Annotated in this window: 26 protein-coding genes and 1 tRNA gene; 25 read left to right on the top strand and 2 right to left on the bottom strand. The window is 64.2% G+C overall.

What is annotated here, in order from left to right; genetic code table 11:
* Window positions 1–42 precede the first annotated feature (42 nt).
* The 24 genes from mihF (at window position 43) to pyk (ending at window position 22,466) form a co-directional block, all read left to right on the top strand.
* Window positions 43–354: an integration host factor, actinobacterial type gene (gene mihF / locus GC119_RS02215; RefSeq protein ID WP_070572559.1), complete on the top strand. Its 312-nt coding sequence runs from the start codon at window positions 43–45 to the stop codon at window positions 352–354.
* Entirely contained in the window at window positions 347–919 is a 573-nt protein-coding gene (gene gmk / locus GC119_RS02210) for a guanylate kinase (protein ID WP_070572560.1), read from the top strand. Before mihF ends, gmk begins: the two co-directional genes overlap by 8 nt.
* A 15-nt stretch (window positions 920–934) precedes the next feature.
* Window positions 935–1,255: a DNA-directed RNA polymerase subunit omega gene (rpoZ, locus tag GC119_RS02205; protein WP_226829178.1), complete on the top strand. Its 321-nt coding sequence runs from the start codon at window positions 935–937 to the stop codon at window positions 1,253–1,255.
* Entirely contained in the window at window positions 1,252–2,484 is a 1,233-nt protein-coding gene (gene coaBC / locus GC119_RS02200; RefSeq protein ID WP_070572564.1) for a bifunctional phosphopantothenoylcysteine decarboxylase/phosphopantothenate--cysteine ligase CoaBC, read from the top strand. The genes rpoZ and coaBC overlap by 4 nt, the downstream gene beginning before the upstream one ends.
* Window positions 2,485–2,493: 9 nt before the next feature.
* Entirely contained in the window at window positions 2,494–3,681 is a 1,188-nt protein-coding gene (gene metK, locus GC119_RS02195) for a methionine adenosyltransferase (RefSeq protein ID WP_070572566.1), read from the top strand.
* A gap of 5 nt (window positions 3,682–3,686) precedes the next feature.
* Window positions 3,687–5,792 (top strand): hypothetical protein, encoded by a 2,106-nt coding sequence (locus GC119_RS02190; RefSeq protein ID WP_083304031.1) that lies wholly within the window; start codon window positions 3,687–3,689, stop codon window positions 5,790–5,792.
* Window positions 5,793–5,819: 27 nt separating this feature from the next.
* Window positions 5,820–6,734: a methionyl-tRNA formyltransferase gene (locus GC119_RS02185; RefSeq protein WP_070776862.1), complete on the top strand. Its 915-nt coding sequence runs from the start codon at window positions 5,820–5,822 to the stop codon at window positions 6,732–6,734.
* Window positions 6,731–8,140 (top strand): RsmB/NOP family class I SAM-dependent RNA methyltransferase, encoded by a 1,410-nt coding sequence (locus GC119_RS02180; RefSeq protein ID WP_151952322.1) that lies wholly within the window; start codon window positions 6,731–6,733, stop codon window positions 8,138–8,140. The genes GC119_RS02185 and GC119_RS02180 overlap by 4 nt, the downstream gene beginning before the upstream one ends.
* A 10-nt stretch (window positions 8,141–8,150) precedes the next feature.
* Window positions 8,151–8,813, top strand: coding sequence for a ribulose-phosphate 3-epimerase (gene rpe / locus GC119_RS02175; protein WP_151952321.1), 663 nt, complete (start codon window positions 8,151–8,153; stop codon window positions 8,811–8,813).
* Entirely contained in the window at window positions 8,807–9,478 is a 672-nt protein-coding gene (locus tag GC119_RS02170) for a nicotinamide mononucleotide transporter family protein (RefSeq protein WP_070572573.1), read from the top strand. Before rpe ends, GC119_RS02170 begins: the two co-directional genes overlap by 7 nt.
* An 88-nt stretch (window positions 9,479–9,566) precedes the next feature.
* Window positions 9,567–9,830 carry a phosphoribosyl-ATP diphosphatase gene (locus GC119_RS02165; protein WP_070572575.1) on the top strand — a complete coding sequence of 88 codons (264 nt, stop codon included), beginning with the start codon at window positions 9,567–9,569 and terminating at the stop codon, window positions 9,828–9,830.
* A 10-nt stretch (window positions 9,831–9,840) separates the two neighbouring features.
* Entirely contained in the window at window positions 9,841–10,710 is an 870-nt protein-coding gene (hisG, locus tag GC119_RS02160) for an ATP phosphoribosyltransferase (protein WP_070572576.1), read from the top strand.
* A 51-nt stretch (window positions 10,711–10,761) separates the two neighbouring features.
* Window positions 10,762–11,955, top strand: a complete 1,194-nt coding sequence (locus GC119_RS02155) for a CaiB/BaiF CoA transferase family protein (RefSeq protein ID WP_151952320.1) — start codon at window positions 10,762–10,764, stop codon at window positions 11,953–11,955.
* The gene (locus tag GC119_RS02150; RefSeq protein WP_151952319.1) at window positions 11,952–13,457 is read left to right on the top strand and encodes a carboxyl transferase domain-containing protein; all 1,506 of its coding nucleotides are present in this window, start codon (window positions 11,952–11,954) and stop codon (window positions 13,455–13,457) included. Before GC119_RS02155 ends, GC119_RS02150 begins: the two co-directional genes overlap by 4 nt.
* Window positions 13,457–14,212 carry an imidazole glycerol phosphate synthase subunit HisF gene (gene hisF / locus GC119_RS02145; protein WP_070572582.1) on the top strand — a complete coding sequence of 252 codons (756 nt, stop codon included), beginning with the start codon at window positions 13,457–13,459 and terminating at the stop codon, window positions 14,210–14,212. Before GC119_RS02150 ends, hisF begins: the two co-directional genes overlap by 1 nt.
* A complete protein-coding gene (gene hisI / locus GC119_RS02140) occupies window positions 14,209–14,556 on the top strand; it encodes a phosphoribosyl-AMP cyclohydrolase (protein ID WP_070572584.1) in 348 nt (115 codons plus the stop codon). Before hisF ends, hisI begins: the two co-directional genes overlap by 4 nt.
* A complete protein-coding gene (locus tag GC119_RS02135) occupies window positions 14,537–16,075 on the top strand; it encodes an anthranilate synthase component I (RefSeq protein WP_151952318.1) in 1,539 nt (512 codons plus the stop codon). Before hisI ends, GC119_RS02135 begins: the two co-directional genes overlap by 20 nt.
* On the top strand, window positions 16,072–16,587 hold the full coding sequence (locus tag GC119_RS02130; protein WP_070572587.1) for a Trp biosynthesis-associated membrane protein: 516 nt from the start codon (window positions 16,072–16,074) through the stop codon (window positions 16,585–16,587). The genes GC119_RS02135 and GC119_RS02130 overlap by 4 nt, the downstream gene beginning before the upstream one ends.
* A 78-nt stretch (window positions 16,588–16,665) precedes the next feature.
* Entirely contained in the window at window positions 16,666–16,956 is a 291-nt protein-coding gene (locus GC119_RS02125; RefSeq protein ID WP_083304032.1) for an HGxxPAAW family protein, read from the top strand.
* The gene (trpC, locus tag GC119_RS02120; RefSeq protein ID WP_070572589.1) at window positions 16,953–17,732 is read left to right on the top strand and encodes an indole-3-glycerol phosphate synthase TrpC; all 780 of its coding nucleotides are present in this window, start codon (window positions 16,953–16,955) and stop codon (window positions 17,730–17,732) included. Before GC119_RS02125 ends, trpC begins: the two co-directional genes overlap by 4 nt.
* A gap of 85 nt (window positions 17,733–17,817) precedes the next feature.
* Window positions 17,818–19,035, top strand: coding sequence for a tryptophan synthase subunit beta (gene trpB / locus GC119_RS02115; protein WP_151952317.1), 1,218 nt, complete (start codon window positions 17,818–17,820; stop codon window positions 19,033–19,035).
* Window positions 19,032–19,811, top strand: coding sequence for a tryptophan synthase subunit alpha (gene trpA / locus GC119_RS02110; RefSeq protein ID WP_151952316.1), 780 nt, complete (start codon window positions 19,032–19,034; stop codon window positions 19,809–19,811). The genes trpB and trpA overlap by 4 nt, the downstream gene beginning before the upstream one ends.
* Window positions 19,808–20,908, top strand: coding sequence for a prolipoprotein diacylglyceryl transferase (gene lgt / locus GC119_RS02105; RefSeq protein WP_151952315.1), 1,101 nt, complete (start codon window positions 19,808–19,810; stop codon window positions 20,906–20,908). The genes trpA and lgt overlap by 4 nt, the downstream gene beginning before the upstream one ends.
* Before the next feature lie 52 nt (window positions 20,909–20,960).
* A complete protein-coding gene (pyk, locus tag GC119_RS02100) occupies window positions 20,961–22,466 on the top strand; it encodes a pyruvate kinase (RefSeq protein WP_070776872.1) in 1,506 nt (501 codons plus the stop codon).
* 132 nt (window positions 22,467–22,598) lie between these two features.
* On the opposite strand, the gene GC119_RS02095 is transcribed toward pyk, so the two are convergent.
* Window positions 22,599–22,680: transfer RNA gene (locus tag GC119_RS02095), tRNA-Leu, on the bottom strand.
* 118 nt (window positions 22,681–22,798) lie between these two features.
* On the opposite strand from GC119_RS02095, the gene GC119_RS02090 reads away from it, so the two are divergent.
* Window positions 22,799–23,404, top strand: a complete 606-nt coding sequence (locus tag GC119_RS02090; protein WP_070776873.1) for an ANTAR domain-containing response regulator — start codon at window positions 22,799–22,801, stop codon at window positions 23,402–23,404.
* Between the two features lie 25 nt (window positions 23,405–23,429).
* On the opposite strand, the gene GC119_RS02085 is transcribed toward GC119_RS02090, so the two are convergent.
* On the bottom strand, window positions 23,430–23,876 hold the full coding sequence (locus GC119_RS02085) for a PaaI family thioesterase (RefSeq protein ID WP_070776874.1): 447 nt from the start codon (window positions 23,874–23,876) through the stop codon (window positions 23,430–23,432).
* Between the last annotated feature and the right edge of the window lie 75 nt (window positions 23,877–23,951).

Genomic DNA, 23,951 nt, shown 5'->3' with positions numbered 1-23,951 from the left:
GAGTGTCCCGATCTACAAAGCGGATCTTGAGGAGGGGGACACATGGTACTGACACCGCTGACTGACGAACAGCGATCAGCTGCCCTGCGCAAGGCCTTCGACGCTCGCGTTGAGCGGGCGGAAGCCAAAGCAGATTTGAAATCAGGCAAAAAGAAGCTCGCCCAGGTCTTGGCAGAAGCCAATGACAGCGAAGCCCTGCAGAAGATGAAGGTCTACGACCTTCTGCGCGCAATCCCCAAAGTGGGGGACAGGCGCGCAGAGGCCATTATGGAAGAAGTCGGCATCGCCCGTTCACGCAGGATCAGAGGCCTGGGCGTCCACCAGCGAGCCGCGCTATTGGAGAAATTTGACTGAACCAGTTCTGACCGTGCTCACCGGCCCATCGGCGGTCGGCAAGGGCACCGTTGTCCAGCATGCCAAGAACAGCGCTGACCGACTGTGGCTCTCGGTGTCGGCAACTACGCGCGACCCCCGCCCGGGAGAAGTGGACGGCGTGCACTACCGCTTTGTGACGGACGCAGAGTTCGACGACCTCATCGACGCGGGCAGAATGCTCGAATATGCTGTCGTCCACGGTAAGCACCGCTACGGAACGCCGTCAGAGCCTGTTGAGCAGGCTTTGGCCGAGGGCTTTGCACCGCTTTTGGAAATCGACCTCGACGGGGCGCGTCAAGTGCGTCAGCACGCACCGAATGCGCGTTTTGTGTTCATGGCTCCGCCCAGTTGGGACGAACTCGTTCGCCGACTCACCGGTCGCGGCACCGAAACGCCCGAGCAGATTGCCCGTCGTCTTGAAACTGCGCGCACTGAACTTGCGGCGAAGGACGAATTCGATCACGTGATAGTCAACACCGATGTTTCGGCAGCCGCTGCCGAACTAGTAGACTTGATGGGACTGTCATCAGACACCCCTAGGTGAATGTGGAGAAATTTCTTGACTGCTAACCCCGAAGGCATCACCAATCCGCCGATCGACGATCTGCTCAATGTGACGCCGTCGAAGTACGAACTCGTCATCGAAGCATCCCGCCGCGCCCGCCAGATCAATTCGTACTACGCACAGCTGCAGGACGGACTGCTGGAGAACGTCGGTCCGCTCGTGACCCCGGAAGCCGGCGAAAAGCCGCTGTCGATCGCCCTGCGCGAAATCAATGAGGGCAAGCTCGTCAGCCGTGAGGCCAGCCCCGAAGAACTCGCTCAGGAAGAAGCTCTCGCCGAAGAGTTCGACTTCAGCTTGGACCCCGACGCACTGTGAACATCGTTCTCGGCGTCACCGGGGGCATTGCCGCGTACAAAGCGGCTCATATTGTCAGGATTCTGAAAGAGGCAGGGCACAGCGTTCGCGTTGTTCCCACCGAAAGCGCCCTGCGCTTTGTCGGCGCGCCCACGTGGGAGGCGCTGTCCGGCCAAGCCGTGCAGACGGATGTCTTCACACGCGTTGAAGATGTCGAGCACGTACTCATCGGCCAAGAAGCCGACCTCGTGCTCATTGCACCGGCAACGGCAGACAGCCTGGCGCGCATCCGCGCCGGCATTGCCGACGATCTTCTGACCGCCACGGTTCTGACGACCACCGCACCGGTCGTGGTTGCCCCCGCAATGCACACCGAGATGTGGTTCAACCCGGCAACCGTCGACAACGTCATCGTTCTCCGCAGTCGCGGAGTGCACGTCCTGGAACCTGCTTCCGGTCGCCTGACCGGAGCGGACTCCGGTCCCGGACGGCTGCCGGAACCGCAGGAGATCGTCGACTTCGCCCTGTCCGTCCACCGCGAAGCCGCTGCCCAACCAGCCAGCGGACTCCTTGCCGGGCGCCGAGTGTTCATCAGCGCCGGCGGCACCCGCGAACCACTCGATCCGGTGCGCTTCCTGGGCAATCGGTCATCCGGCAAACAGGGCGCAGCGCTTGCTGCCGCAGCCCACAGGGCCGGCGCTGAGGTTTGTTTGGCGTCGGCCAATATCGATTCGTCGATCCTTGCGTCCCTGCCGACCGGCATTGACATTCGGGAAGTCGAAACGACAGCACAGCTGGAAAGCGTGTGCCGCGAGCAGGCCCCACAAGCAGACATCGTCATCATGGCAGCCGCTGTGGCGGACTACCGTCCGGCCCAGACGGCAGGCCACAAGATGAAAAAAGACGGCGATGCCGGTCTGACCATCGAACTCGTGCAGAACCCCGACATCCTCGCCGGTCTTGTTGAAAATCGGCGCGAAGGCCAGACCATCGTCGGCTTTGCCGCGGAAACGGGCAGCCCGGAAACTCCTGCCGCGGAAATGGCTCGGCAGAAGATCGTGCGCAAGGGCTGCGACCTTTTGGTTTTCAACGATGTGTCCGGCGGCAAGACCTTCGGCCACAACACCACGAGCGTCGAAGTGCTCGCCCTGACCGACACGGGGGCTGTGGGGCTCGGAGAGTTCACCGGAGACAAGGCCGATGTGTCGGTTTCTGTCATGGACACGATCGCCAAGCACGCGGTCGAATAGGATTGAAGCGTGTCTGAACTTCGTCAATTCACCTCTGAATCCGTAACTGAGGGCCACCCGGACAAGATCTGCGATCAGATCAGCGATGCCGTGCTCGATGCCCTTCTCGAACAGGACCGTCGGGCCCGCGTGGCCGTCGAAACGATGGTCACCACCGGCCTGGTGCACGTCGCCGGCGAGGTGACAACCTCTGGCTACGCTGACATTGCTCAGCTGGTGCGCGACGTCATCACCGACATCGGCTATGACTCTTCAGCGAAGGGCTTTGACGGGCACACCTGCGGTGTTTCCCTGTCGATCGGCGCCCAGTCGAACGACATCTCGTCGGGTGTGACGCGCTCCCTCGAAGCGCGGTCGGGCACAACGGACCTGTACAGCGCTCTGGGTGCTGGCGACCAGGGCCTCATGTTCGGCTACGCGGACAATTCGACGCCCACTCTCATGCCCACGCCCATCTACTGGTCGCATCGTCTGACCGAACGACTCACCGCAGTCCGCAAGTCCGGCACTCTGCCCTATCTGCGGCCCGATGGAAAATCCCAGGTCACGGTCGGCTACGACGGCGACGCGGCGGTGTCTGTCGAAGCTGTTGTCCTGTCTACACAGCATGACGAGACTGTCACACACGCCGAGCTCGCCCAGGACATCCGCACGCACGTGGTCGATCCCGTGCTGGAAGAATCCGGTCTTGACACCACCAAGACCAACTACTTCATCAACCCCGCCGGGCCGTTCATCACCGGCGGCCCCATGGGGGATGCCGGTCTGACCGGGCGGAAGATCATCGTGGACACCTACGGCGGCTTTGCCCGGCACGGCGGCGGTGCGTTCTCCGGCAAGGACCCCTCGAAAGTCGACCGCTCCGGTGCCTACGCAACCCGCTGGGTGGCCAAGAACCTTGTCGCCGCCGGCCTGGCCGACCGCGCCGAAGTCCAGGTCGCCTATGCAATCGGCGCTGCCAGTCCCGTCGGCCTGTACGTCGAGACCTTCGGCACCAGCACGGTTGACCCGGTGAAGCTGGCTGACGCGGTTCGGGACGTCTTCGACCTGCGGCCGGCGGCCATCATCGACGAACTCGACCTCAACCGGCCCATTTACCGCAAAACCTCAACCTACGGCCACTTCGGTCGCGAAGACGCCGACTTCACGTGGGAGAACACCGACCGCGCCGATGCTCTGAAGTCCTATTTCAGCTGAGCGCTGTGGACGACGCTCAGCTGTTCACAGACGCTGAGGAGCCTCGCTTGAGGATCCGCGGCGGTGCACAGCCTGCGGCGGACCGTCCCGTGGCGCGCGTCCTGTTGGAATCACCGCTTCCGCACCTGGATCGGCTGTTCGACTATGCGGTGACCGAAGAGCAGGAAACCGAGGCGGTCGTCGGGGCTCGCGTCCGCGTCCGGTTCTCTGGGCGCAGGCTGTCGGGTTTCATTGTGCAGCGCACAGATACGACCGATGTCGACGGCGAGCTTGCGCCGCTGGCCTCTGTTGTTTCGCCGCTGCCTGTGCTGGGTGAGCAGCTGTACGGCCTGTGCAGGGCTGTTGCCGCGCGCTTTGCCGGAACAACGGCCGATGTTGTCAGACTGGGTGTGCCCGCACGCCACGCCAGGGGCGAAAAGAGCGTTCTGAAATCTGCTCCCGGTGATCCAGCACTGGCAGCTGAGGCCGCCCGCGCCGTTTCGGAGTCGACACAGGCCGACACGGCCCCAGCTGCAGAAGCCGATTTCCTTGCGGCACTGCATTCGTGGGCTGAGAACGCGGGTTCGTCTGAGTCGTCTGAGTTCCCACCGGGCCCGCGTGGTGCCTACACGGTGCTTCCGGGAGATTCCGGAGGTCTCGATTGGGTGCGCTTCGGGCTTGAGGCTGCTGCCGGGGTGATTGCCGCGGGGCGGACCGTGCTGTGGCTCGTCCCGGACTACCGGGAACTCGAAGCCGTCAAGCGTCGGCTCGGGAGGCTTGCTGAGTTCACTTCTGTTCTCAGCGCTGACCAGGGTCCAGAAGCACGATGGGCCGCGTGGGTTCGCGTGCTGACCGGACGGTCGCGCATGGTTCTGGGCACACAGGCGGCAGCCTTTGCACCCCTGCAGGACCTCGGGCTCATTCAGATGTTCGACGACGGCAATGACTCTTATCTTTTTGGGCGCGCACCGTACGTTCATGCGCGCTTTGTGTTGCAGGAGAGGGTCCGTCAATCCGGTGCCGCTTTGCTGTTTGTTGACCGCACGCGCACAGTCGACGTGCAGTTCCTCATCGACTCCGGCTGGGTGGGGCAGCTGCAGACTTCTCGCCAGGAGCGACGCGACGGTGCCCCGGTAGTCTTCTGCCCGCAGACTCAGCGCAGCGTCAGTGACCTGACCCAGCTGCCGGATGCGGTCTTCAGCGTCATCCGCGCTGCGCTGGGGCGTGCGAAAAGCGATGCCGCTGTTGGGCCTGTGCTCGTGCAGGTTCCGCGGACCGGCTATTCGACGTTTCTGACGTGTGCGGCGTGCCGCAGTCCTGCTCTCTGCCCGTCGTGCGAAGCCCCGCTGAGTGCGGCGGGGCCGGAGGGCCCCTTCGCCTGCTCGCGCTGCGGGTGGCACATCGAGCACCTGTCCTGCCGCAGTTGCCGCAGTCGGCGCTTCAGCTTCCACAGCGCCGGTCTCGACGGCATTCACGCGCAGCTCGGCCGGGCATTTCCCGGCTTCAGCGTTGTGCGCTCCGGCGGCAGCAGAGTGTTTTCCCGGCTTGACGATCCTGCTGACATCGTTGTTGCCTCGACGGGTGCCGAGCCTTATGTGGATGGCGGATACGCGGCAGCGGTTCTTCTTGACACGCTGTGGCCCGGTCCGGTTCTCAGGGCGACAGACAGGGCAATTGCCCGGCGCATGCGGGCCGCGGGCATGGTTCGCTCGTCTCGCGCAGGCGGTCGGGTGCTCATACTCGACGACGATCCCGATGTTGTGCGGACCCTGACCCGCTGGGATCCCGATGTCTACGCTGCAGCGGAAGCCGCCGATCGAACGCAGGCCGGCTTCCCGCCGGCCTGGCGAACAGCCGAGGTGACAGGTGCCCGCAGCGCGGTCGAAGACGTTTCAGAAGCCTGCTGTGATCAGTTCGGCGCACGCCTGTACGAACTGCGCGACGGCCCGCCTCGTTCCCGCTTCACCCGACCCGGTGACGATGTCGATGAGTCCGTCGTCACCGCGGTTATCGGCATTCCGGCCGCAACCGGCAACACCCTGTCTGAGCACTTGGCCGCCGAAACCGCAGCCCGGTCCATGCGGGGTGACGCGCAGATTCGCGTCCGCATGGACGATCCCGACGCTCTGTGACAGCTGCCGCCCACTAGACTGAGCGGCGTGAGAATCCTGTTTGCCGGCACCCCGGAACCCGCTGTTCCCTCCTTGCGCGCGGTGGCCTCGCAGCACAGCGTGGCAGCCGTGCTCACCCGTCCCGATGCACCCCTTGGGCGCAAACGCGTTCTGACGCCCAGTCCGGTCAAGATCGCCGCACAGGAACTCGGCCTGCCCGTCATTGAGGCCAGCCGCCTGGTCGGCGACGCCGTCACGCAGATCGAAGAACTCGAAGTCGATGCCGTGGCAGTCGTCGCCTACGGAGCGCTGGCCGGCCCCCGATCTCTCGCGGCCGCCCGCCTGGGCTGGTACAACCTGCACTTTTCGCTGCTGCCCGACTATCGGGGCGCCGCTCCCGTGCAGCGTGCTCTCATCGACGGGCACACCTCTTCCGGTGTCACCGTGTTTCGGCTTGATGAGGGTATGGACACCGGCGATATTGTCAGTGCCCTCGAACTGCCGCTCGACCACGCTGACGCAGGTGCAGCCCTTGTCGACTACGCGGACAGGGGAGCGGCGGTTCTGGCTGATGCGCTCACAGCCGTGGAAAACGGCACCGCACAGTTCACCCCTCAGCCGCATGAGGGCACACTCGCACCCAAGATCACCGCCGCTGATGCCCACCTGGACTTCCGGCGCCCAGCCGAACAGCTCATCGCACGCTCCCGCGGCACCTCGCCGGCTCCGGGACCGTGGAGCACAATCAACGGCAAGAGAGCCAAACTGGGTCCGCTCCAAGCCGCAGACGGCGCACTCGAACCGGGACGGGTCGCCAGTGCTGACGGCGGCATGCTCATCGGCACCGGCAGCCATCCCGTATTCGCCCCGACTGTCCAGCCGTTCGGCAAGCAGCGCATGGCCGCAGCTGACTTCCTGCGCGGCAACCCGGATGTTCGCTTTGACCTGGGAGACGTTGAATGAGTCGCCCCGACGCTCGTCGCAGCCGAGGGAGGAACAACCGACAGAAGGCAAATCTCGCCCGCATTCTCGCCTGGGAGGTGCTCGTCGCCGTAGACGAAGACGACGCCTATGCAAACCTCCTGCTGCCGCGCAAGATTGAGCGCACGCGCCTGCGGGCAGACGACGCCGCCCTGGCTACTGAACTGACCTACGGCACACTGCGAGCCCGCGGCCTGTACGACGCGATCATCGCCGAAGCCGCATCCCGAAAAGTCGACAGCCTTGAAGCGCCCGTGGTCAATGCCATGCGGATGGGCGCACACCAGCTTTTGGCAATGCGCGTTCCCGACCACGCGGCGGTCGGCGAAACAGTCGCCGTCATCAAACAGTCGCTGCCGAGGGCGGCAGGCATCGTCAACGCCGTCCTGCGTCGGATCGGTGAGCGCAGCTATGACGACTGGCTTGCGGCAGTCAGTGCGGGCCTGGCCGAAACACAGGCGAAATCCCTGCGGTACTCTCACCCGGCCTGGATTGTCACCGCCCTTGAAGAGGCGCTCACCGCTCACGGGCGCAGCGCATCCGAAATCGATCTGCTGCTGCAATCGCACAACGTTCCCGCCCCCGTTGTGCTGACCGCGCTGCCCGGCCTTGATCGCAGCGAACTTCCCGGAACGCCGACCGAACTGTCGCCCCTGGGCGCTGTTCTCGACCGCGGCGACCCGGGAAACCTCGAAGCGGTGCGCGCCGGGCGCGCCCGCGTGCAAGACGAAGGCTCGCAGCTGACAGCGCTCACACTGCTCGAAGCCACCGCCCCAGACGGGGAATGGCTGGACATGTGCGCAGGTCCCGGGGGCAAAACCGCTGTGCTGGCGGCAACGGCAGCACAGCGGAACACACCCGTGACAGCGCTCGACGCCTCCGGGCACCGAGCCGACCTCGTGGTAGACAGCACGCGCGCTTTTGCTGACACGGTCGAAGTCTTCAAAGCCGACGGGCGGGAATTCGCCGAGGCCTACCCCGGGGACTTCACCCGGGTTCTCGTTGACGTTCCATGCTCCGGTCTGGGTGCGCTGCGGCGCAGGCCGGAAGCGCGGTGGCGGCGCAGCGCCGAAGACGTGCAGACACTGCGGCCGCTGCAGGACGAACTGCTTCGTGCGGCGTGGCAGGCGTGTGCGCCCGGCGGGGTCATCGCATACTCCACGTGTTCACCCCACCGGCACGAAACCCTTGACGTGGTCCGCGCCTTCGCCGAAAACACTCCCGAGGCCCAGATTCTCAACACACCCGACCATATGGCCCGGGTGACGCGACAGCCTGCCGAAAGCTTCGCATCGTCCGCCGTGGGCGACGGCACAGCAGCCCAGCTGTGGCCTCACGTGCACGAAACCGACGGAATGTTCGTCTGCCTCATCCGCCGTCCAGCCTGAGAGGACACCCGTGTCGATTTCCATCAACCCCAGCATCCTGTCCTGTGACTTCGCCCAGTTCGATAGCGAACTGGCCCGAATCGCCGATGCCGACATGGCGCACGTCGACGTCATGGACAACCACTTCGTGCCCAACCTCACCTTCGGTCCGCCCGTTGTAGAGCGGATCCAGGCCGTTTCGCCCATCCCGTTGGACATGCACCTCATGATCGCCGATGCCGACAGGCACGCCCCGGTCTACGCCGAAATGGGCTGTGAGTCAGTGACCTTCCACCTGGAAGCATCGGCTGCTCCGGTGCGCACCGCCCGCGAACTTCGACGTTTGGGCGCAAAGGCATCCGTCGCAGTCAAACCGGCCACCCCGGTCGAACCGCTCATCGACCTGCTCGGAGAGTTCGATCAGGTGCTCATCATGACCGTTGAGCCGGGCTTCGGCGGACAGAAGTTTCTCGACGTGTGCCTGCCGAAGATCCAGCGGATCCGCGATGCGATCTCGGCGGCCAATCTCGAACTGACAGTTCAGGTCGACGGGGGAATCTCGGAGCAGACCATAGGCCGTGCCGCAGAGGCCGGGGCGGATGTCTTCGTGGCCGGCTCAGCCGTATACGGTGCCGACAGCCCGGCCGCGCAGATTGCGCGTCTGCGCGAACTTGCGGGAGAGCACGCTTGCTGACAGACCTCTTCGGAATCCTCAACACGCCCGCCTTCTGGCTGGCGGGCAAGGCCGTCCCGTGGTCAGACCTCATCGGCAATGTCTTCGCCCTGCTGACGGTGGGCCTTGCGCTCAAACGCAGCGTGTGGTCCTGGCCGGTGCAGATTCTGGGTTCCCTGCTTCTGCTCAGCGCGTCCCTGTCAGCGCACCTGGGAGGCAACGCCAGCCGCCAGGTGGTCATCATCGCCGCAGCCGTGTGGGGGTGGAGCACGTGGCAGAAGTCGAAGAGCGAAACCGGCTCGATTGAGGTTCGCTGGGCAACGTGGAAAGAGCGCGCTGTTCTCCTTGCCGCGCTCATTGTGGGCACCGCTGTTTTCGGCACCGTGCTGAAACTGGGGGACTGGTCCTGGAACCCCTATCCGGACGCGTACATCTTCATCGGCTCGCTCGCTGCGATGTACGCGCAGGGCAGGGCGATCGTCGAATTCTGGTTCGTGTGGTTGGCTGTCGACCTCGTGGGAATCCCGCTGGCCGTTATGGGCGGACTGCTCTTTTCCGGGATCGTCTACTTCATCTTCCTCATCATGGTGCTCATGGGCATGCGCGACTGGGCCAAGCGGTCAAGGCAGACAATATCGTCGCCGTCATCGGCCGCTGCCACAATCCACGGTGACGAGGCCGTCTGAGCCGAGGGCACCTCGGGTGTGAGCAGCTGTGATTCTCGCACAGCGAGCCGCGGCACATACGGCACGAGGCGTGTACTAATCTGACAGCGTGAAGACCTTTGACGAGCTTTTTGCCGAATTGAAGAACAAAGCGCAGACCCGCCCGGAAGGGTCCTCGACCGTGGCCGAACTCGACGCCGGAGTGCACCAGATCGGAAAGAAGGTCGTCGAAGAGGCCGCCGAGGTGTGGATGGCCGCCGAATACCAGTCCGACAGCGAACTGGCCGAAGAGATCTCCCAGGCGATCTACCACCTGCAGGTCATGATGCTCGCACGCGGACTGACCCCCGAAGACATCTACCGGTACCTGTAAGGAAGGCCCCGTGCTCAGAGTCGCAGTCCCGAACAAGGGATCCCTGTCAGAAAAAGCCACGGAAATGCTCCGCGCCGCGGGCTATTCGCTGCGGTCGAACGCGAAGACGCTGGCTCACACTGACAACGTCAACGAAATCGAGTTCTTCTACCTGCGTCCGCGCGACATCGCGGTGTACATCGGGCGAGGAATCCTTGACATCGGCATCACCGGTCGTGATCTCCTGCTCGAATCCGGTGCGGAAGCCAAAGAGATCATGTCGCTTGGCTTCGGCGCCTCGCGATTCCACTACGCCGGCCCGGCCGGTGCTTTTGCCAACACGCGCGAACTGGACGGCAAGAGCATTGCGACCTCGTACCCGGAACTCGTTGAGCAGGACCTCGCCCAGCGGGGCATGAGCGCCTCGATCGTGCCGCTGGACGGCGCTGTCGAAGTGTCGATCCAGCTGGGTGTTGCCGACGCGATCGCAGATGTTGTCGAAACCGGCACCACCCTGCGGGCTGCGGGACTGGAGACTATAGGGGAGCCGATTCTGCGCTCCGAGGGAGTGCTCATAGGTCGGGACGGACCGCCGCGCGAAGCAGAAGACCCCGAGCAGATCGAACTCAGAACCGATATTCTGCTGCGCCGCCTGGAAAGCGTCATCGTCGCCCGCGACTACGTGCTCATCGACTACGACGTCGCCGAAGAAAACCTCGAAGCGGCCATCAGCATCACCCCGGGCTTCGAAAGCCCAACCGTTTCGACCCTGCACGACCGCGGCTGGTTCGCCGTGCGGGCCATGGTGCCCTCGGCTGAACAGCACACTCTCATGGACAAGCTCTACAGCGTTGGCGCGCGGGCGATCCTCGTCAGCCGCATCGACGCCTGTCGTATCTGATATCGGCCGTCAGCACCGACGCCGACGGCTGTCACACCAGGAAGGACTGACATGTCGCAAGGACCACTCAACGGCTACACCGTCGTAGACCTATCCCGCGCTTTGGCCGGCCCTCACGCAGGCCAGATCTTCGGTGACCTCGGCGCGCGGGTCATCAAAGTGGAAAACCCCGCCAGCGGTGATGACACCCGCAGCTGGGGACCGCAGTACGTGGGTCCCGAAGACCAAAAGCAGGCCACATACTTCCTGGCGTGCAACCGGAATAAGGAATCCATCGCGCTGGATCTCAAAAGCGAGGACGGCCAGCACGTCCTCGAAGAGCTGATCAAGCGCGCCGACGTTCTCATCGAGAACTTCCGCACCGGGGTTATGGATCGTCTGGGCTTCTCCACGCAGCGCTGTCTGGAGCTCAACCCGCGCCTTGTGATCCTGTCCATCACCGGTTTCGGCCACGACGGTCCCGAAGGCGGTCGTGCCGGCTACGACCAGATCGCCCAGGGCGAGGCGGGGCTCATGTCGGTCACGGGTTCGGGCCCGGACGACTTCCAGCGGGTCGGCGTGCCGATCGGCGACCTCCTGGGCGGCATCAACGGAACCCTCGGAGTCCTGGCGGCTCTGCTTGAGCGCGAAAGGACCGGCAGGGGCAAGATCGTGCGCACCTCGCTCATTGCTGGAATTGTCGGCGTGCACGCCTTCCAGGCCACTTCGCAGCTCGTCGGCGGTGTGACACCCAAGCCCAACGGCAACCACCACTCGGCGCTATCGCCCTACGGCCTCTTCCGCTGCAAGGGCGGCGAGGGGGGTGCGGTCCAGATGTCGGTGGGCAACCAGTCGCTGTGGCAGAAGTTCTGCAGCGCCTTCGGCCTTGACCCCGAAGCTGAGGGCATGGCCGACAACGACGCGCGCGTGAAGAATCGCGAAGCCGTGACAGCCGCCGTTGAAGGCGCTTTTGCGGACCTCGATTCCGCAGAAGCCCTCGCGAAGCTCAGCGAAGCGGGAATTCCCGCCGGTGTCGTCCGCACGATTGACGAAGTCTACAGCTGGGATCAGGCGCTCTCACAGGGCCTGAAGATCACCGTCGACCACCCGGTTGTCGGCGACATGGACCTGGCAGGGCCGGTGCTGCGCTTCTTCGACGGAGGCGAAGCCGGCGAAGTCGAAACGACGTTCGCCGACCACAAAGCACCTCCTGTCCTCAACGCCGACTCCGAGGCCATCCGCGCCTGGTTGGACGGTGAATCATGACGAAGCGCTACTCCGCTCGCGAACTCATTGACCTCGTCGTCGATGAGGGAACATTCGAATCCTGGGACACCGAACCGATCACACCGGCGGCCGGGATCTCCGAAGAATACGCGGCTGAACTTGCCGCAGCCTCCGAAAAATCCGGGGCTGACGAAGCGATCCTCACCGGCGAAGGCCGTGTGCGCGGTCGTCGCGTGGCCATTGTGGCCAGCGAGTTCCGCTTTCTTGCCGGTTCAATCGGCATTGCCGCAGCTGAGCGCCTGACTGCCGCCGTCGAGCGGGCGACAGCCGAGGGCCTGCCGCTGCTGGCTGGGCCCGCTTCCGGCGGTACGCGCATGCAGGAGGGTACGGTCGCCTTCCTGTCGATGGTGAAGATCACCGCCGCAGTCAACGATCACCGCAAAGCCGGTCTGCCGATCCTCGTGTACCTGCGCCACCCCACCACGGGCGGAGTGTTCGCATCGTGGGGTTCACTCGGGCACTTCTCAGTCGCCGAACCGGGCGCGCTCGTGGGCTTTCTCGGCCCGCGCGTGTACGAAGAGCTCTACGGTGAGCCCTTCCCAACCAACGTGCAGACCGGCGACAACCTCCACCGGCGCGGCCTGGTGGATGCCGTCATGGGGCCTGAGCGGCTGGCAGAAACCGCAGCGAAAGCCCTCGACGTCCTCATGGGCGCACTCGAGGTTCCGGCCCCGGTGGACAATCCCGACACCTCGCCCGACCCGATGCCCAGCGGCACCAACGCTTGGGACATCATCACCGCCTCGCGCGATGACAACCGTCCCGGAGTACGCGAACTGCTGCGCTACGGGGCGCGCAATGTGCTGCCGCTGAACGGAACCGGTCAGGGTGAGAAGGACCGCGGCATGATTCTTGCGCTGGCCACGTTCGGTTCGGCCCCCTGCATTGTGCTGGGACAGGACCGCCGCGGACAGCGCAAATACGAGCCCATGGGCCCGGCGGCCCTGCGGGAGGCTCGCCGCGGTATGCGCCTGGCTGATGAACTGCACATTCCGCTGGTCACCGTCATCGACACCCCGGGTGCGGCTCTGTCCAAGGATGCTGAAGAAGGCGGCCTCGCCGGTGAAATCGCCCGGTCTCTGTCCGATCTCATTGCCCTGAAAGCACCGACGGTGTCGGTCATCCTCGGTGAGGGATCCGGCGGCGGAGCCTTGGCTCTCATCCCCGCCGATCGCGTGCTCAGCGCAGAAAACGGCTGGCTGTCTCCGCTGCCGCCAGAAGGCGCTTCGGCAATCGTGCACCGGACAAAGGACTACGCCGCTGACATGGCACAGGCCCAGCAGGTGCACTGCGAAAAGCTCGTTGAACACGGAATCGTCGACAGAGTCATCGCCGAGAAGCCCAACGCCGCTGCCGAACCGCGTGAATTCTCCGAGCGCGTGGCTCAGACGCTGGAATACGAAATCATCAACCTCATGCGCGTCCATCCTTCGCGCCGCCGCTACCAGCGGATCGACCGCTACCGAAAGCTGGGTGTGTAATGCCTGCCGTGCGCATCATTCCGTGCCTTGACGTTGACGGCGGGCGTGTCGTCAAGGGTGTGAACTTCAAGGGTCTGCAGGACGTGGGCGACCCGGTTGAACTCGCTGCCCGCTACGGCGACGGCGGAGCAGACGAACTGACGTTCCTCGACATCGGAGCTTCCAGTTCGAACCGCGAAACCCTGTACGACGCGGTCAAGAAGACCGCTGAACAGGTTTTCATTCCGCTGACCGTCGGCGGGGGAGTCCGCACCGCCGAAGACGTCGATCGGCTGCTGCGCTGTGGAGCTGACAAAGCGTCGATCAACACCGCCGCCATCGCCCGGCCCGAGGTGATCGGCGAGATCGTCGACCGCTTCGGTTCGCAGGTTCTCGTGTTGTCTGCCGATGTGCGCCGCGGCGAAACCGCCTCTGGCTATGAGGTCACAACCCACGGCGGCAAGAAGGGAACGGGCCTGGACGCGCTTGAGTGGGTACGCGAAGCCCAGGAGCGCGGCGTGGGCGAAGTCCTGCTGAACTCCATGGACGCCGACGGCACCAAGGAGGGCTTCGATCTCGAACTCATTCGCCACGTGCGCCCGCATATCACGGTTCCGCTCATCGCATCCGGTGGTGCAGGCAAGCTCGAGCACTTCGCACCCGCCGTGCGAGCCGGAGCAGATGCGGTTTTGGCCGCCTCGGTCTTCCACTACGGAACATTCACAATTGCCGATGTGAAAGACGCTCTGCGCACAGAGGGCATCGAAGTTCGATGACCGACGTTTGGGGACCCGACGACCTGCGCTATGGCGCCGATGGTCTTCTGCCTGCCGTCGTTCAGGAGTACGACACTCGCGAAGTGCTCATGCTCGCCTGGGTCGATGCCGAGGCGGTGCGCCGCACACTGGCCACGGGAAGAGCCACGTACTGGTCGCGTTCCCGCGCGGAGTACTGGGTGAAGGGCGAAACCTCTGGCCACGCACAGCAGGTCGTACGAGTCAGCCACGACTGTGACGGTGACACGGTTCTGTACGAAGTGCGCCAGACGGGGGCTGCCTGCCACACGAACACGCCGTCGTGCTTTTCTGACAGGAGGATGGATGATCACGCCGCTCAGTGAATTCCGCGAACTCGGCAAACATCACCGGGTCGTTCCCGTCACCGCGAAAGTTCTCGGCGACGGGGAAACCCCGATGTCGATCTACCGGGCTGTTGCCCACGGCCGCCCGGGCGCGTTCCTGCTGGAATCAGCTTCGCAGGGATCCTGGCAGCGCTACTCCTTTGTGGGACGCAGCCCCCTGTCGACGCTGACCGCACAGCGCGGCGGCGAACTGACCTGGCACGGCACGGTCCCCGCGGGTGCACCGACAGGCGGCGATCCGCTGGAGGGCATTTCGCACGTGCTCAGTCTGCTCAAGAGCCCGCCCCCGGTTGATATGCCTCCGATGACATCGTCGCTTGTGGGCTACATCGGCTGGGACGCGGTCCGTCGCTTTGAAAAGCTCGCCGATGGTCCGCACGCCGTCTCGAACATCCCCGAGATCCACCTGTCGATCCCCGGTGACGTCGTGGTGTTCGACCACTACACCGCAGAAATCACTCTCGTGGCCAACGTGCTCAACGCCGACGGATCCCCTGAGCGGATCGAGCAGGCCTACGAGAACGGGCGCAGCAGGATCGACGCCATGCTGCACGATCTCAACTCCCCGCGCACACCGGTCATTTCAACACTCGACTGGCCGGAGCCGACAGTGCGATCGCACACGGAGCACGAAGACTTCCTCACCACCGTCGAAGCCGCAAAAGAGCACATCCGCCGCGGCGACGTGTTCCAAGTTGTGCCCGGACAGCGCTTCGAAAGCGACACCTCGGCATCGGCGCTCGACATCTACCGCGTGCTGCGGCGAACCAACCCCAGCTCGTACATGTACCTGCTCGACATCGAAAACTCCGAGGGCGAGCCGTTCAGCGTCATAGGCTCGTCACCCGAGGCGCTCGTGACCGTGAAGGACCGAGAAGTCCTCACACATCCGATTGCAGGTTCGCGCCCCCGGGGCAAGACCGAAGCCGAAGACCGGCGGCTGGCCGAAGAGCTCATCGGCGATGCGAAAGAGCGCTCCGAACACATCATGCTGGTAGATCTGGCGCGCAACGACCTTGCAAAAGTGTGTCGGCCGGGAACTGTGGACGTCGCAGAGTTCATGGAAATCGCACGCTACAGCCACATCATGCACATCGAATCGACCGTGACCGGCACACTGCGCGACGGCGTCGACTGCATGGACGTCATCCGCGCGGCATTTCCAGCGGGCACGCTTTCGGGTGCGCCGAAGCCCCGGGCGCTGCAGCTGATCGACGAACTCGAACCGGTCGGACGCGGACTGTACGGCGGTGTTGTCGGCTACTTGTCGTTCGCCGGGGACCTCGACATGGCAATCGCCATTCGCACAGGAGTCCTCAAGGACGGCGTCATTGCCGTCTACGCTGGGGCCGGTGTGGTTGCTGACTCTGCACCGGAAGCCGAGTATCAGGAAACGCGCTCCAAGGCCGCATCCGTGCTCAATTCGGCCGCTGCCGCGCAGGCGCTGCGGGCAGCAGGCTCAGCGGAAGACCTCAAAGGACGCGAGGAGCGCGCATGACCCGCGGCCGGTCCGTTCTTCTGCTGCTGGTGATCGCCGGGATCCTGTGGTTCATTTCGACGCGTGAACTCGTGATGCTGACTCCAGCGGGCAGCACCGGTCCGGCAGGTGTGGCCAATGGGGAACCCGCCGCCTCCGAAGGTGGGGGTTCGCCCGTCCTTGCAGCACAGGCGGCGGCATTTGCGGTCACGGCTCTGCTGCTGGCGATGCTGGGCACGCTCGGCCGCAGAATCACCGGCATCCTCATGGTGCTGTTGGGGTTCGGCTACGCCGGTGCGAGCCTTGGCATCGCGCTTGGCCAAGATGCCACACCCTGGGCATGGACGGCCGTGGTGGCCGGCTTGGCAGCGGCTGCCGCCGCGGGGTTTGTCGGCTTCGGCCGCGATCAATGGCGCACCAGCCAGAAATTCGAACGAGCGGGAACCGCTGAGGGTGAAGCCCATCCTGACGACGACCCAGCCGCCGCCTGGGACGCGCTGTCGCGGGGAGAAGACCCTGACGACATCAGATGATCTGCCGACAGTGGCGAGCCGATTGTCAGCGACTCGGCCTTTCGTGAGAGAATCCTGACAGCAGAATGAAGGAGCACAATGTCTAAGACCAAGTACCGCAACGGAGCCCCCGACCTCGACAAGTCGAGCATCGACTACGAAGCAATTCAGGACCCTGGCCACATGCACTCCGTAGGCGCGTGGATCGGCGTCATCCTCGTGTTCGTCGGTGTTGCCGTCGCCGGCATCGGCACCCTTATCGTCAACACCAGCGGCTGGGCGCTGTTCTTCGTCGGCTGTGCACTCGTCGTGCTCGGCGCGGTTGTCGGCCCGGTCCTGGTCAAGGCCGGCCTTGGACCGAAGATTCACCGCAACACCCTGCAGCGTTGACAGTCCTCGGTGACATCATCGACGGGGTTCGCGAGGACCTCGAAGAACGCCGCGCTCGTGTCGACCTCGAGCAGATAAAAGAGCGCGCAGCGGCAGCAGCCCCTGCGCGCTCTTTTGCGCCGGAGCAGTTCGGGCTGATCTGCGAAGTCAAGCGCTCGTCGCCCTCCAAGGGCGCACTGGCCGACATTGCCGACCCGTCTGAGCTCGCCGCGGCCTATGAATCCGGGGGAGCGGCAGCCATTTCGGTGCTGACGGAAGAGCGCCGCTTCGGCGGCAGCCTGGCGGACTTCGCAGCCGTGCGCGCCCGCGTGGACGTTCCGCTGCTGCGCAAGGACTTCATGGTCGACGAATACCAGGTGTACGAGGCCCGGGCCTACGGCGCAGACATCATCCTGCTGATCGTCGCAGCCCTCGATGACTCCCAGATGCGCCGCCTGTACGATCTCGCACACGAACTCGGCATGGCCGTCCTCGTCGAAGCGCACACGAGCAAAGAAATCGTTCGTGCCACAGCGCTCGGCGCGAAGGTGCTCGGTGTGAACACCCGCAACCTCAAAGACCTGTCGGTCGACCCGGCCCGCTTTGCACCGCTGGCGGCGCAAGCCAGAGGGCACACGCACTTGGTCGCCGAAAGCGGTGTGGCCACGAGCGCTGAAGTCGAACTCTACGCCGCGGCGGGTGCAGACCTGGTGCTCGTCGGCGAAGCACTCGTGAAGCACGGCGACCCGCAGGCCAAGGTGGCCGAGTTCACCCGCGCTGGCCGCGCACAGCGCTGACCGCCACCAGCCGCACACCCAAAGCAAGCCGCCCGCGCGCAGGCGCCTTCGGCCCCGAAACCGCGCACACAGAACGGAAGTGACTATGCCCGAAATCCCAGCAGCAGAAGCCGGTCCGTACTTCGGTGAGTTCGGCGGACGCTTCTTCCCAGAAGCCCTCGTGCCCGCTCTCGAGCAGATTGAGGAAGCCTGGCGCAAAGCCATGGTCGACCCCCAGTTCTCGGAAGAGCTGACTCGACTGCAGCTTGAGTACACGGGTCGTCCCAGCCTGCTGACGGAAGCGCCGCGCTTCGGTCAGCACTGCGGCGGGGCTCGCATCTTCCTCAAACGCGAGGACCTCAATCACACGGGCTCACACAAAATCAACAACGTGCTCGGGCAGGCTCTGCTGACGGCGCGAATGGGCAAGACGCGGGTCATAGCCGAAACCGGCGCGGGCCAGCACGGCGTGGCCGCAGCGACTGCTGCTGCGCTGTTCGGCCTTGAGTGCACCGTGTACATGGGTGAAGAAGACACTCAGCGACAGTCGCTCAACGTGGCTCGCATGCGCCTTCTCGGCGCAGAGGTGGTTCCCGTGCGCACGGGAACGCGCACGCTCAAAGACGCTATGAACGAAGCCATGCGCGACTGGGTTGCGAACGTTGAAACGACGCACTACATGATCGGCACAGTAGCCGGACCCCACCCGTTCCCCGCCATGGTGCGAAGCTTCCAGCGGGTCATTTCGGATGAAGCCCGCGAACAGATCCAGCAGCAGGCAGGCCGCCTGCCGGACGCCGTATGCGCCTGTGTGGGAGGCGGCTCGAACGCCATGGGCATCTTCGCGGCCTTCATCGGCGACGAAAACGTCCGCCTGTACGGTTTCGAAGCAGGCGGCGACGGAGTCGACACGGGCCGTCACGCAGCTCGATTCTCCGGCGGCAGGCCGGGTGTTCTGCACGGCTCTGCCACCTACATTCTGCAGGACGAAGATGGGCAGACCCTGCCTTCGCACTCTGTGTCTGCTGGACTGGACTATCCGTCCGTGGGGCCCGAACACTCCTACCTCAACGATTCCGGGCGAGCTGAATACCGGCCGATCGTCGATGACGAAGCCATGGAGGCCTTTCGCCTGCTTGCCCGCACCGAGGGGATCATCCCCGCCATCGAAAGCTCGCACGCGCTTGCCGGCGCAATGAAAATCGGCAGGGAACTCGGAGAAGACGCTGTTATCGTCGTGAGCCTGTCAGGGCGCGGTGACAAAGACATGACCACCGCAGCCCGGTGGTTTGACTACATCGACGAAGGAGCAGTCCAGGTATGAGCACGGCTGAAGTCCTGACACAGACCAAGAATGACGGCCGGGCTGCCCTCGTGGGCTACCTGCCGGTCGGCTTCCCTGACGTTCCGGGCTCACTTGAGGCCATCGGCGAACTGGCTCGGGGTGGGGCCGACATCATTGAAATCGGCATCCCGTACACCGATCCCGGGATGGACGGACCGGTCATCCAGCGGGCAGCCGATGCTGCCCTGCGCGGCGGCGTGCGCGTTTCCGATTCGCTGCGCGCTGTCGAAGCGGCGGCGAGCGCCGGGGCCGTTCCCGTCGTCATGAGCTACTGGAATCTGATCCTGCAGTACGGCGTCGAAGCCTACTCACGTGACCTCGCATCGGCAGGGGGCCATGGCATCATCACCCCGGATCTGCTTCCGGATGACTGCGCAGCCTGGGACGCCGCTTCGGACGCACACGGCCTTGACAGGATCTTCCTCGCCGCACCGTCCTCAACTCCCGAACGGCTCGCTCTCATCAGCTCTCGGTCGCGCGGTTTCGTCTACGCCGCTTCGACTATGGGCGTGACCGGAACCCGCGATCAGGTGGACTCACACGCGGAAGGCCTCGTCAGCCGCGTGCGCGAGGCCGGTGCCGAGCACGTGTGCGTGGGCCTGGGTGTGTCGAATCGCGAACAAGCCGCCGAGGTTGCCGCCTATGCTGACGGTGTGATCGTCGGCTCCGCACTGGTGCGGGCTCTCGATGAGGGCGGTTCGGCCGCGGTCGGCCGACTTGCTGAAGAACTGAGCGAAGGCACGGTCCGCTCGTGACATATCAGGCGGCTATTCCCTCACCGACGTGGCAGGGCTTTTCGTTCGGCCCTCTGACGATCCACGCCTACGCTCTGTGCATCATCGCCGGGATCTTTGTGGCCCTGTGGCTGACGAACCGCAGGTGGACTGCACGAGGCGGAGATTCCGATGACCTGTGGACGATTGCCATGTGGGCGATCCCGGCTGGCATCATCGGCGGTCGCCTCTACCACGTGTTCTCTACCCCCGACCCGTACTTCGGACCGGGCGGCAATCCGGTCGCGGCACTCTACATCTGGAACGGCGGACTGGGCATTTGGGGCGCTGTCGCCCTGGGTGTGCTGGCTGCCTACTTTGCAGCGCGCAGGCTCGACATCCGGTTCGGGGCCTTCCTCGATGCGGCAGCTCCCGGCCTGCTCCTGGCACAGGGGATCGGACGATGGGGGAACTGGTTCAACCAGGAGCTCTTCGGCGCTCCGACCAGGCTTCCGTGGGGTCTGCAGATCGACCGGGTGCTCAACGGCCGCCCCAACCCCAACTGGCCGGATCCCGCCATCCCAGAGGGCACGCTGTTCCACCCGACGTTCCTGTACGAATCAGTCTGGAACATTCTGGGTGCTCTGCTGCTCATTTGGCTGGGCAGGCGGTTCCGCCTGGATCACGGTCAGGTGTTCTTTGCATACATCTGCTATTACACGCTCGGTCGCGTGTGGATCGAGGCGCTGCGCATCGACACCGCCGAGCACATTCTGGGCCTGCGGCTCAATGTGTGGACGTCCATCCTGGTGTTCGTGCTGGGAGCCGTTCTGCTGGCCGTGTCGCGACTTCGGCACCCCGATTTCAACCCGGACATCACCCTGAGCGGATCATCGGGTGCTCCCGACACCCAGCCGAGCGGGCCTTCGACTGAGACCTCCGCGCTGCCCCTGCAGGCCGACGGCGGCCAGGAGATCGGGTTCGGACCCGTCACGCACACACTGCCGGTGATTGCCGACCCCGAAACAGCTGAACTTCCGGTATCGGGTCGGTCGTTCGGCTACTTCGGGGCTGTCACATCGACGATTTCGATCATTCCACAGGTGCGCAAACGCGAGGATGAGCAGCGCGAAAGCTGATTGATCTGCGGTGGAGCTCTCACCGGGGACGACATTCGACTAGGGTGGAACCATGCGGCTAGCCAAGATCGTTGCGACCCTCGGACCTGCTCAGAAAACCTACGAAGACATTCGCGCCATAATCGATGCCGGAGTCGATGTCCTCCGCTTCAACTTCTCCCACGGCACTCACGCTGACCACAAACGCCTGTACGGCTGGGTGCGCGAAGCGGCAAACGACACGGGACGGCCGGTTGCGGTCCTTATGGACCTGCAGGGACCTAAGATCCGCTTGGGCACTTTTGCCGACGGCCAGAAGCACTATTTTGAACGCGGCCAGCAGTTCACAATCACAACTGAAGACGTCGAAGGAACTGTCGAGCGCATCTCGACCACGTACCAGGGCCTGCCCGGCGACGTCAGTGTGGGCGATCCTCTGCTGGTTGACGATGGCCGCGTGCGCCTGCGCGCTGTCGAAGTCGGCGAAACCGACATCCTGGTCGAAGTTGAAGTGCCCGGCTACCTGTCTGACCACAAGGGCGTCAACCTGCCCGGTGTTGCCGTTTCGGTGCCGGCGATGACCGAAAAGGACATCAAAGACCTCCGCTTCGGTCTGCGCATGGGCGTTGACTGGGTGGCACTGTCCTTTGTGCGCGACGCCGCCGACGCCGAGTACATTCGGTCAATCATGGACGACGAGGGAATTCACATCCCCGTGATCGCCAAACTGGAAAAGCCGCAGGCGGTAGAGAAGCTCGATGAGATCGTTGACGCCTTTGACGGCCTTATGGTGGCTCGCGGTGACCTGGGCGTTGAAGTGCCGCTCGAACAGGTTCCACTCGTGCAGAAAAAGGCCATTGCCAAGTGCCGCCGTGAGGCCAAACCCGTCATCGTGGCCACTCAGATGCTCGAATCGATGATCGAAGAGCCCCGGCCCACCCGTGCTGAAGCCTCGGATTGCGCCAATGCCGTGTTCGACGGAGCTGACGCGCTCATGCTCTCCGGCGAAACCTCGATCGGTCAGCACTGGCTAGACGCAGTGCGCACCATGGCGCGCATCATCGAGTCCTCCGAACAGCAGGGCCTGCACTTGGTGCCCGAATTGGGCAGCGAACCGAAGACCCGCGGCGGAGCGATCACCGCGGCGGCAGTGCAGGTTGCCCATGACCTCGACATCGACCACATGTGCGTTTTCACCCAGACGGGCGACTCGGTTCGCCGCATGTCACGGCTGCGCGCACCGCTGCAGCTTCTGGCATTCACCCCCGATGTCAAGGTGCGTCATCAGCTGGCGCTCACCTGGGGTGTCGAAACAATCCTCGTCAACGAAGTCAGCCACACCGACCAGATGGCCCGGCAGACTGACGAAATTCTGCTGGGCGAGGGCATGGCCGAAGAAGGCGACTACTGCGTCATCGTGGCGGGATCCCCACCGGGGCTGCCCGGTTCGACCAACGCTCTGCGCGTGCACAAGCTGGGGGACGCGATAAAGGGCCGCGCGCCGGCGTATCGGGACGACAATCAGATCTTCAGCCATCCCGAAGCCGGCTACGGCAAGGTCACCGAACCGGGTTTCTGATCCGCGGCCGCTTCCTCGGCGAGCTGAGCCGGAACAGCCCCGCTGTGCCCCGTGCGGAAGTGGGGCTGTTCCGGCGCCGAAGCAAAAAGTCTCGGGACATCGTTCACGCGATGTCCCGAGACTTCGTCTGTGTACCGGATGCGGGACTCGAACCCGCACATCTTGCGATAGAGCATTTTGAGTGCTCCGCGTCTACCAATTCCGCCAATCCGGCATCAGGGCAATCGTAGTGCACACCGGCGGAAGCACAAAACACGTGCCGCAGGCCCCGGCTTTCGATCACCTGCCCGGCCTGCGTACCGTTTACAGGCCAAGGCGACTACGATGGAGGCGTGTCTAACCCAGATCAAGAACATCAGCCCGTACGTCGAGTCATCGTCGCCGAAGACGAATCCGTCATTCGACTCGACATTGTTGAAATGCTTCGGGAAGTCGGCTACGACGTCGTAGGCGAAGCGGGTGACGGTGAATCAGCCGTGCGCCTTGCCGAAGAGCTCCGTCCCGACCTTGTTGTCATGGACATCAAAATGCCGAAGCTCGACGGCATTTCCGCAGCCGAGAAAATCGCCAGGGCAGGTATTGCCCCAGTCGTGCTGCTCACCGCCTTCTCACAGAAGGAACTCGTCGAGCGCGCCCGAGACGCCGGAGCTATGGCCTATGTCGTCAAGCCGTTCACAGCGGCCGACCTGATTCCCGCCCTCGAGATCGCACAGTCGCGCTACCAGGAAATGCAGGCGCTGGAATCCGAGATCGCGGACATGACCGATCGCTTTGAAACGCGCAAGCTGGTCGAACGCGCCAAGGGGCTGCTCATCTCCAGCATGGGGCTGACTGAACCGGAGGCCTTCCGCTGGATCCAGAAGACGTCGATGGACCGCCGCCTGACAATGCGCGAGGTCGCCGAAACGGTTCTCAACCAGCTCGACTCCAAGGACTGACTGAGCGGCTCTTTGCGCGTTCGGCTCAGCTCTTGGGCTGGAGCACCAGATTGGTGATCCGCACGATCGACAGCAGTCTGCCGTCGTCGTCGGTCATGCGGACTTCGTGGTTGATGATGGTCCGACCGGCGTGGATCACTTCGGCACGTCCCCGGACGCGGCCGCTGCGGGCGGCTTTCAGGTGAGTGGCGTTGAGGTCGACGCCGACGACGTTGGTGCCCGCGCGCAGAAAGGAATGCTGGGAGGCCAGGGTTTCTGCAAGTGCTACGTGGGCGCCGCCGTGGAACAGCCCGGCTGGCTGCTTGTTGCCCTCAACGGGCACGCTTCCGCTCAGGAAGTCGTAGCCGAGTGAGTCAATTGACATGTTCATTGCGGCCATGAGGGTGTCATCGCCGAATTGCGGATGGCCGGCGAGGATCGCCGCGTACTCGGTTTCGCTCAGTCCCGGTGCCAGTGGTGTGATCTGCTTCATGTTCCTCCTTGCTGTGGTCACTCTAGCCGATCCCAGCTGGCGGTTAGCGCAGTGGTTTTGCCGGTAGTGTGGGGG

Source organism: Brevibacterium sp. Marseille-P9724, assembly GCF_902500275.1.
GTDB lineage: Bacteria > Actinomycetota > Actinomycetes > Actinomycetales > Brevibacteriaceae > Brevibacterium.
This window is presented reverse-complemented; position numbering and strand designations above follow the sequence as displayed.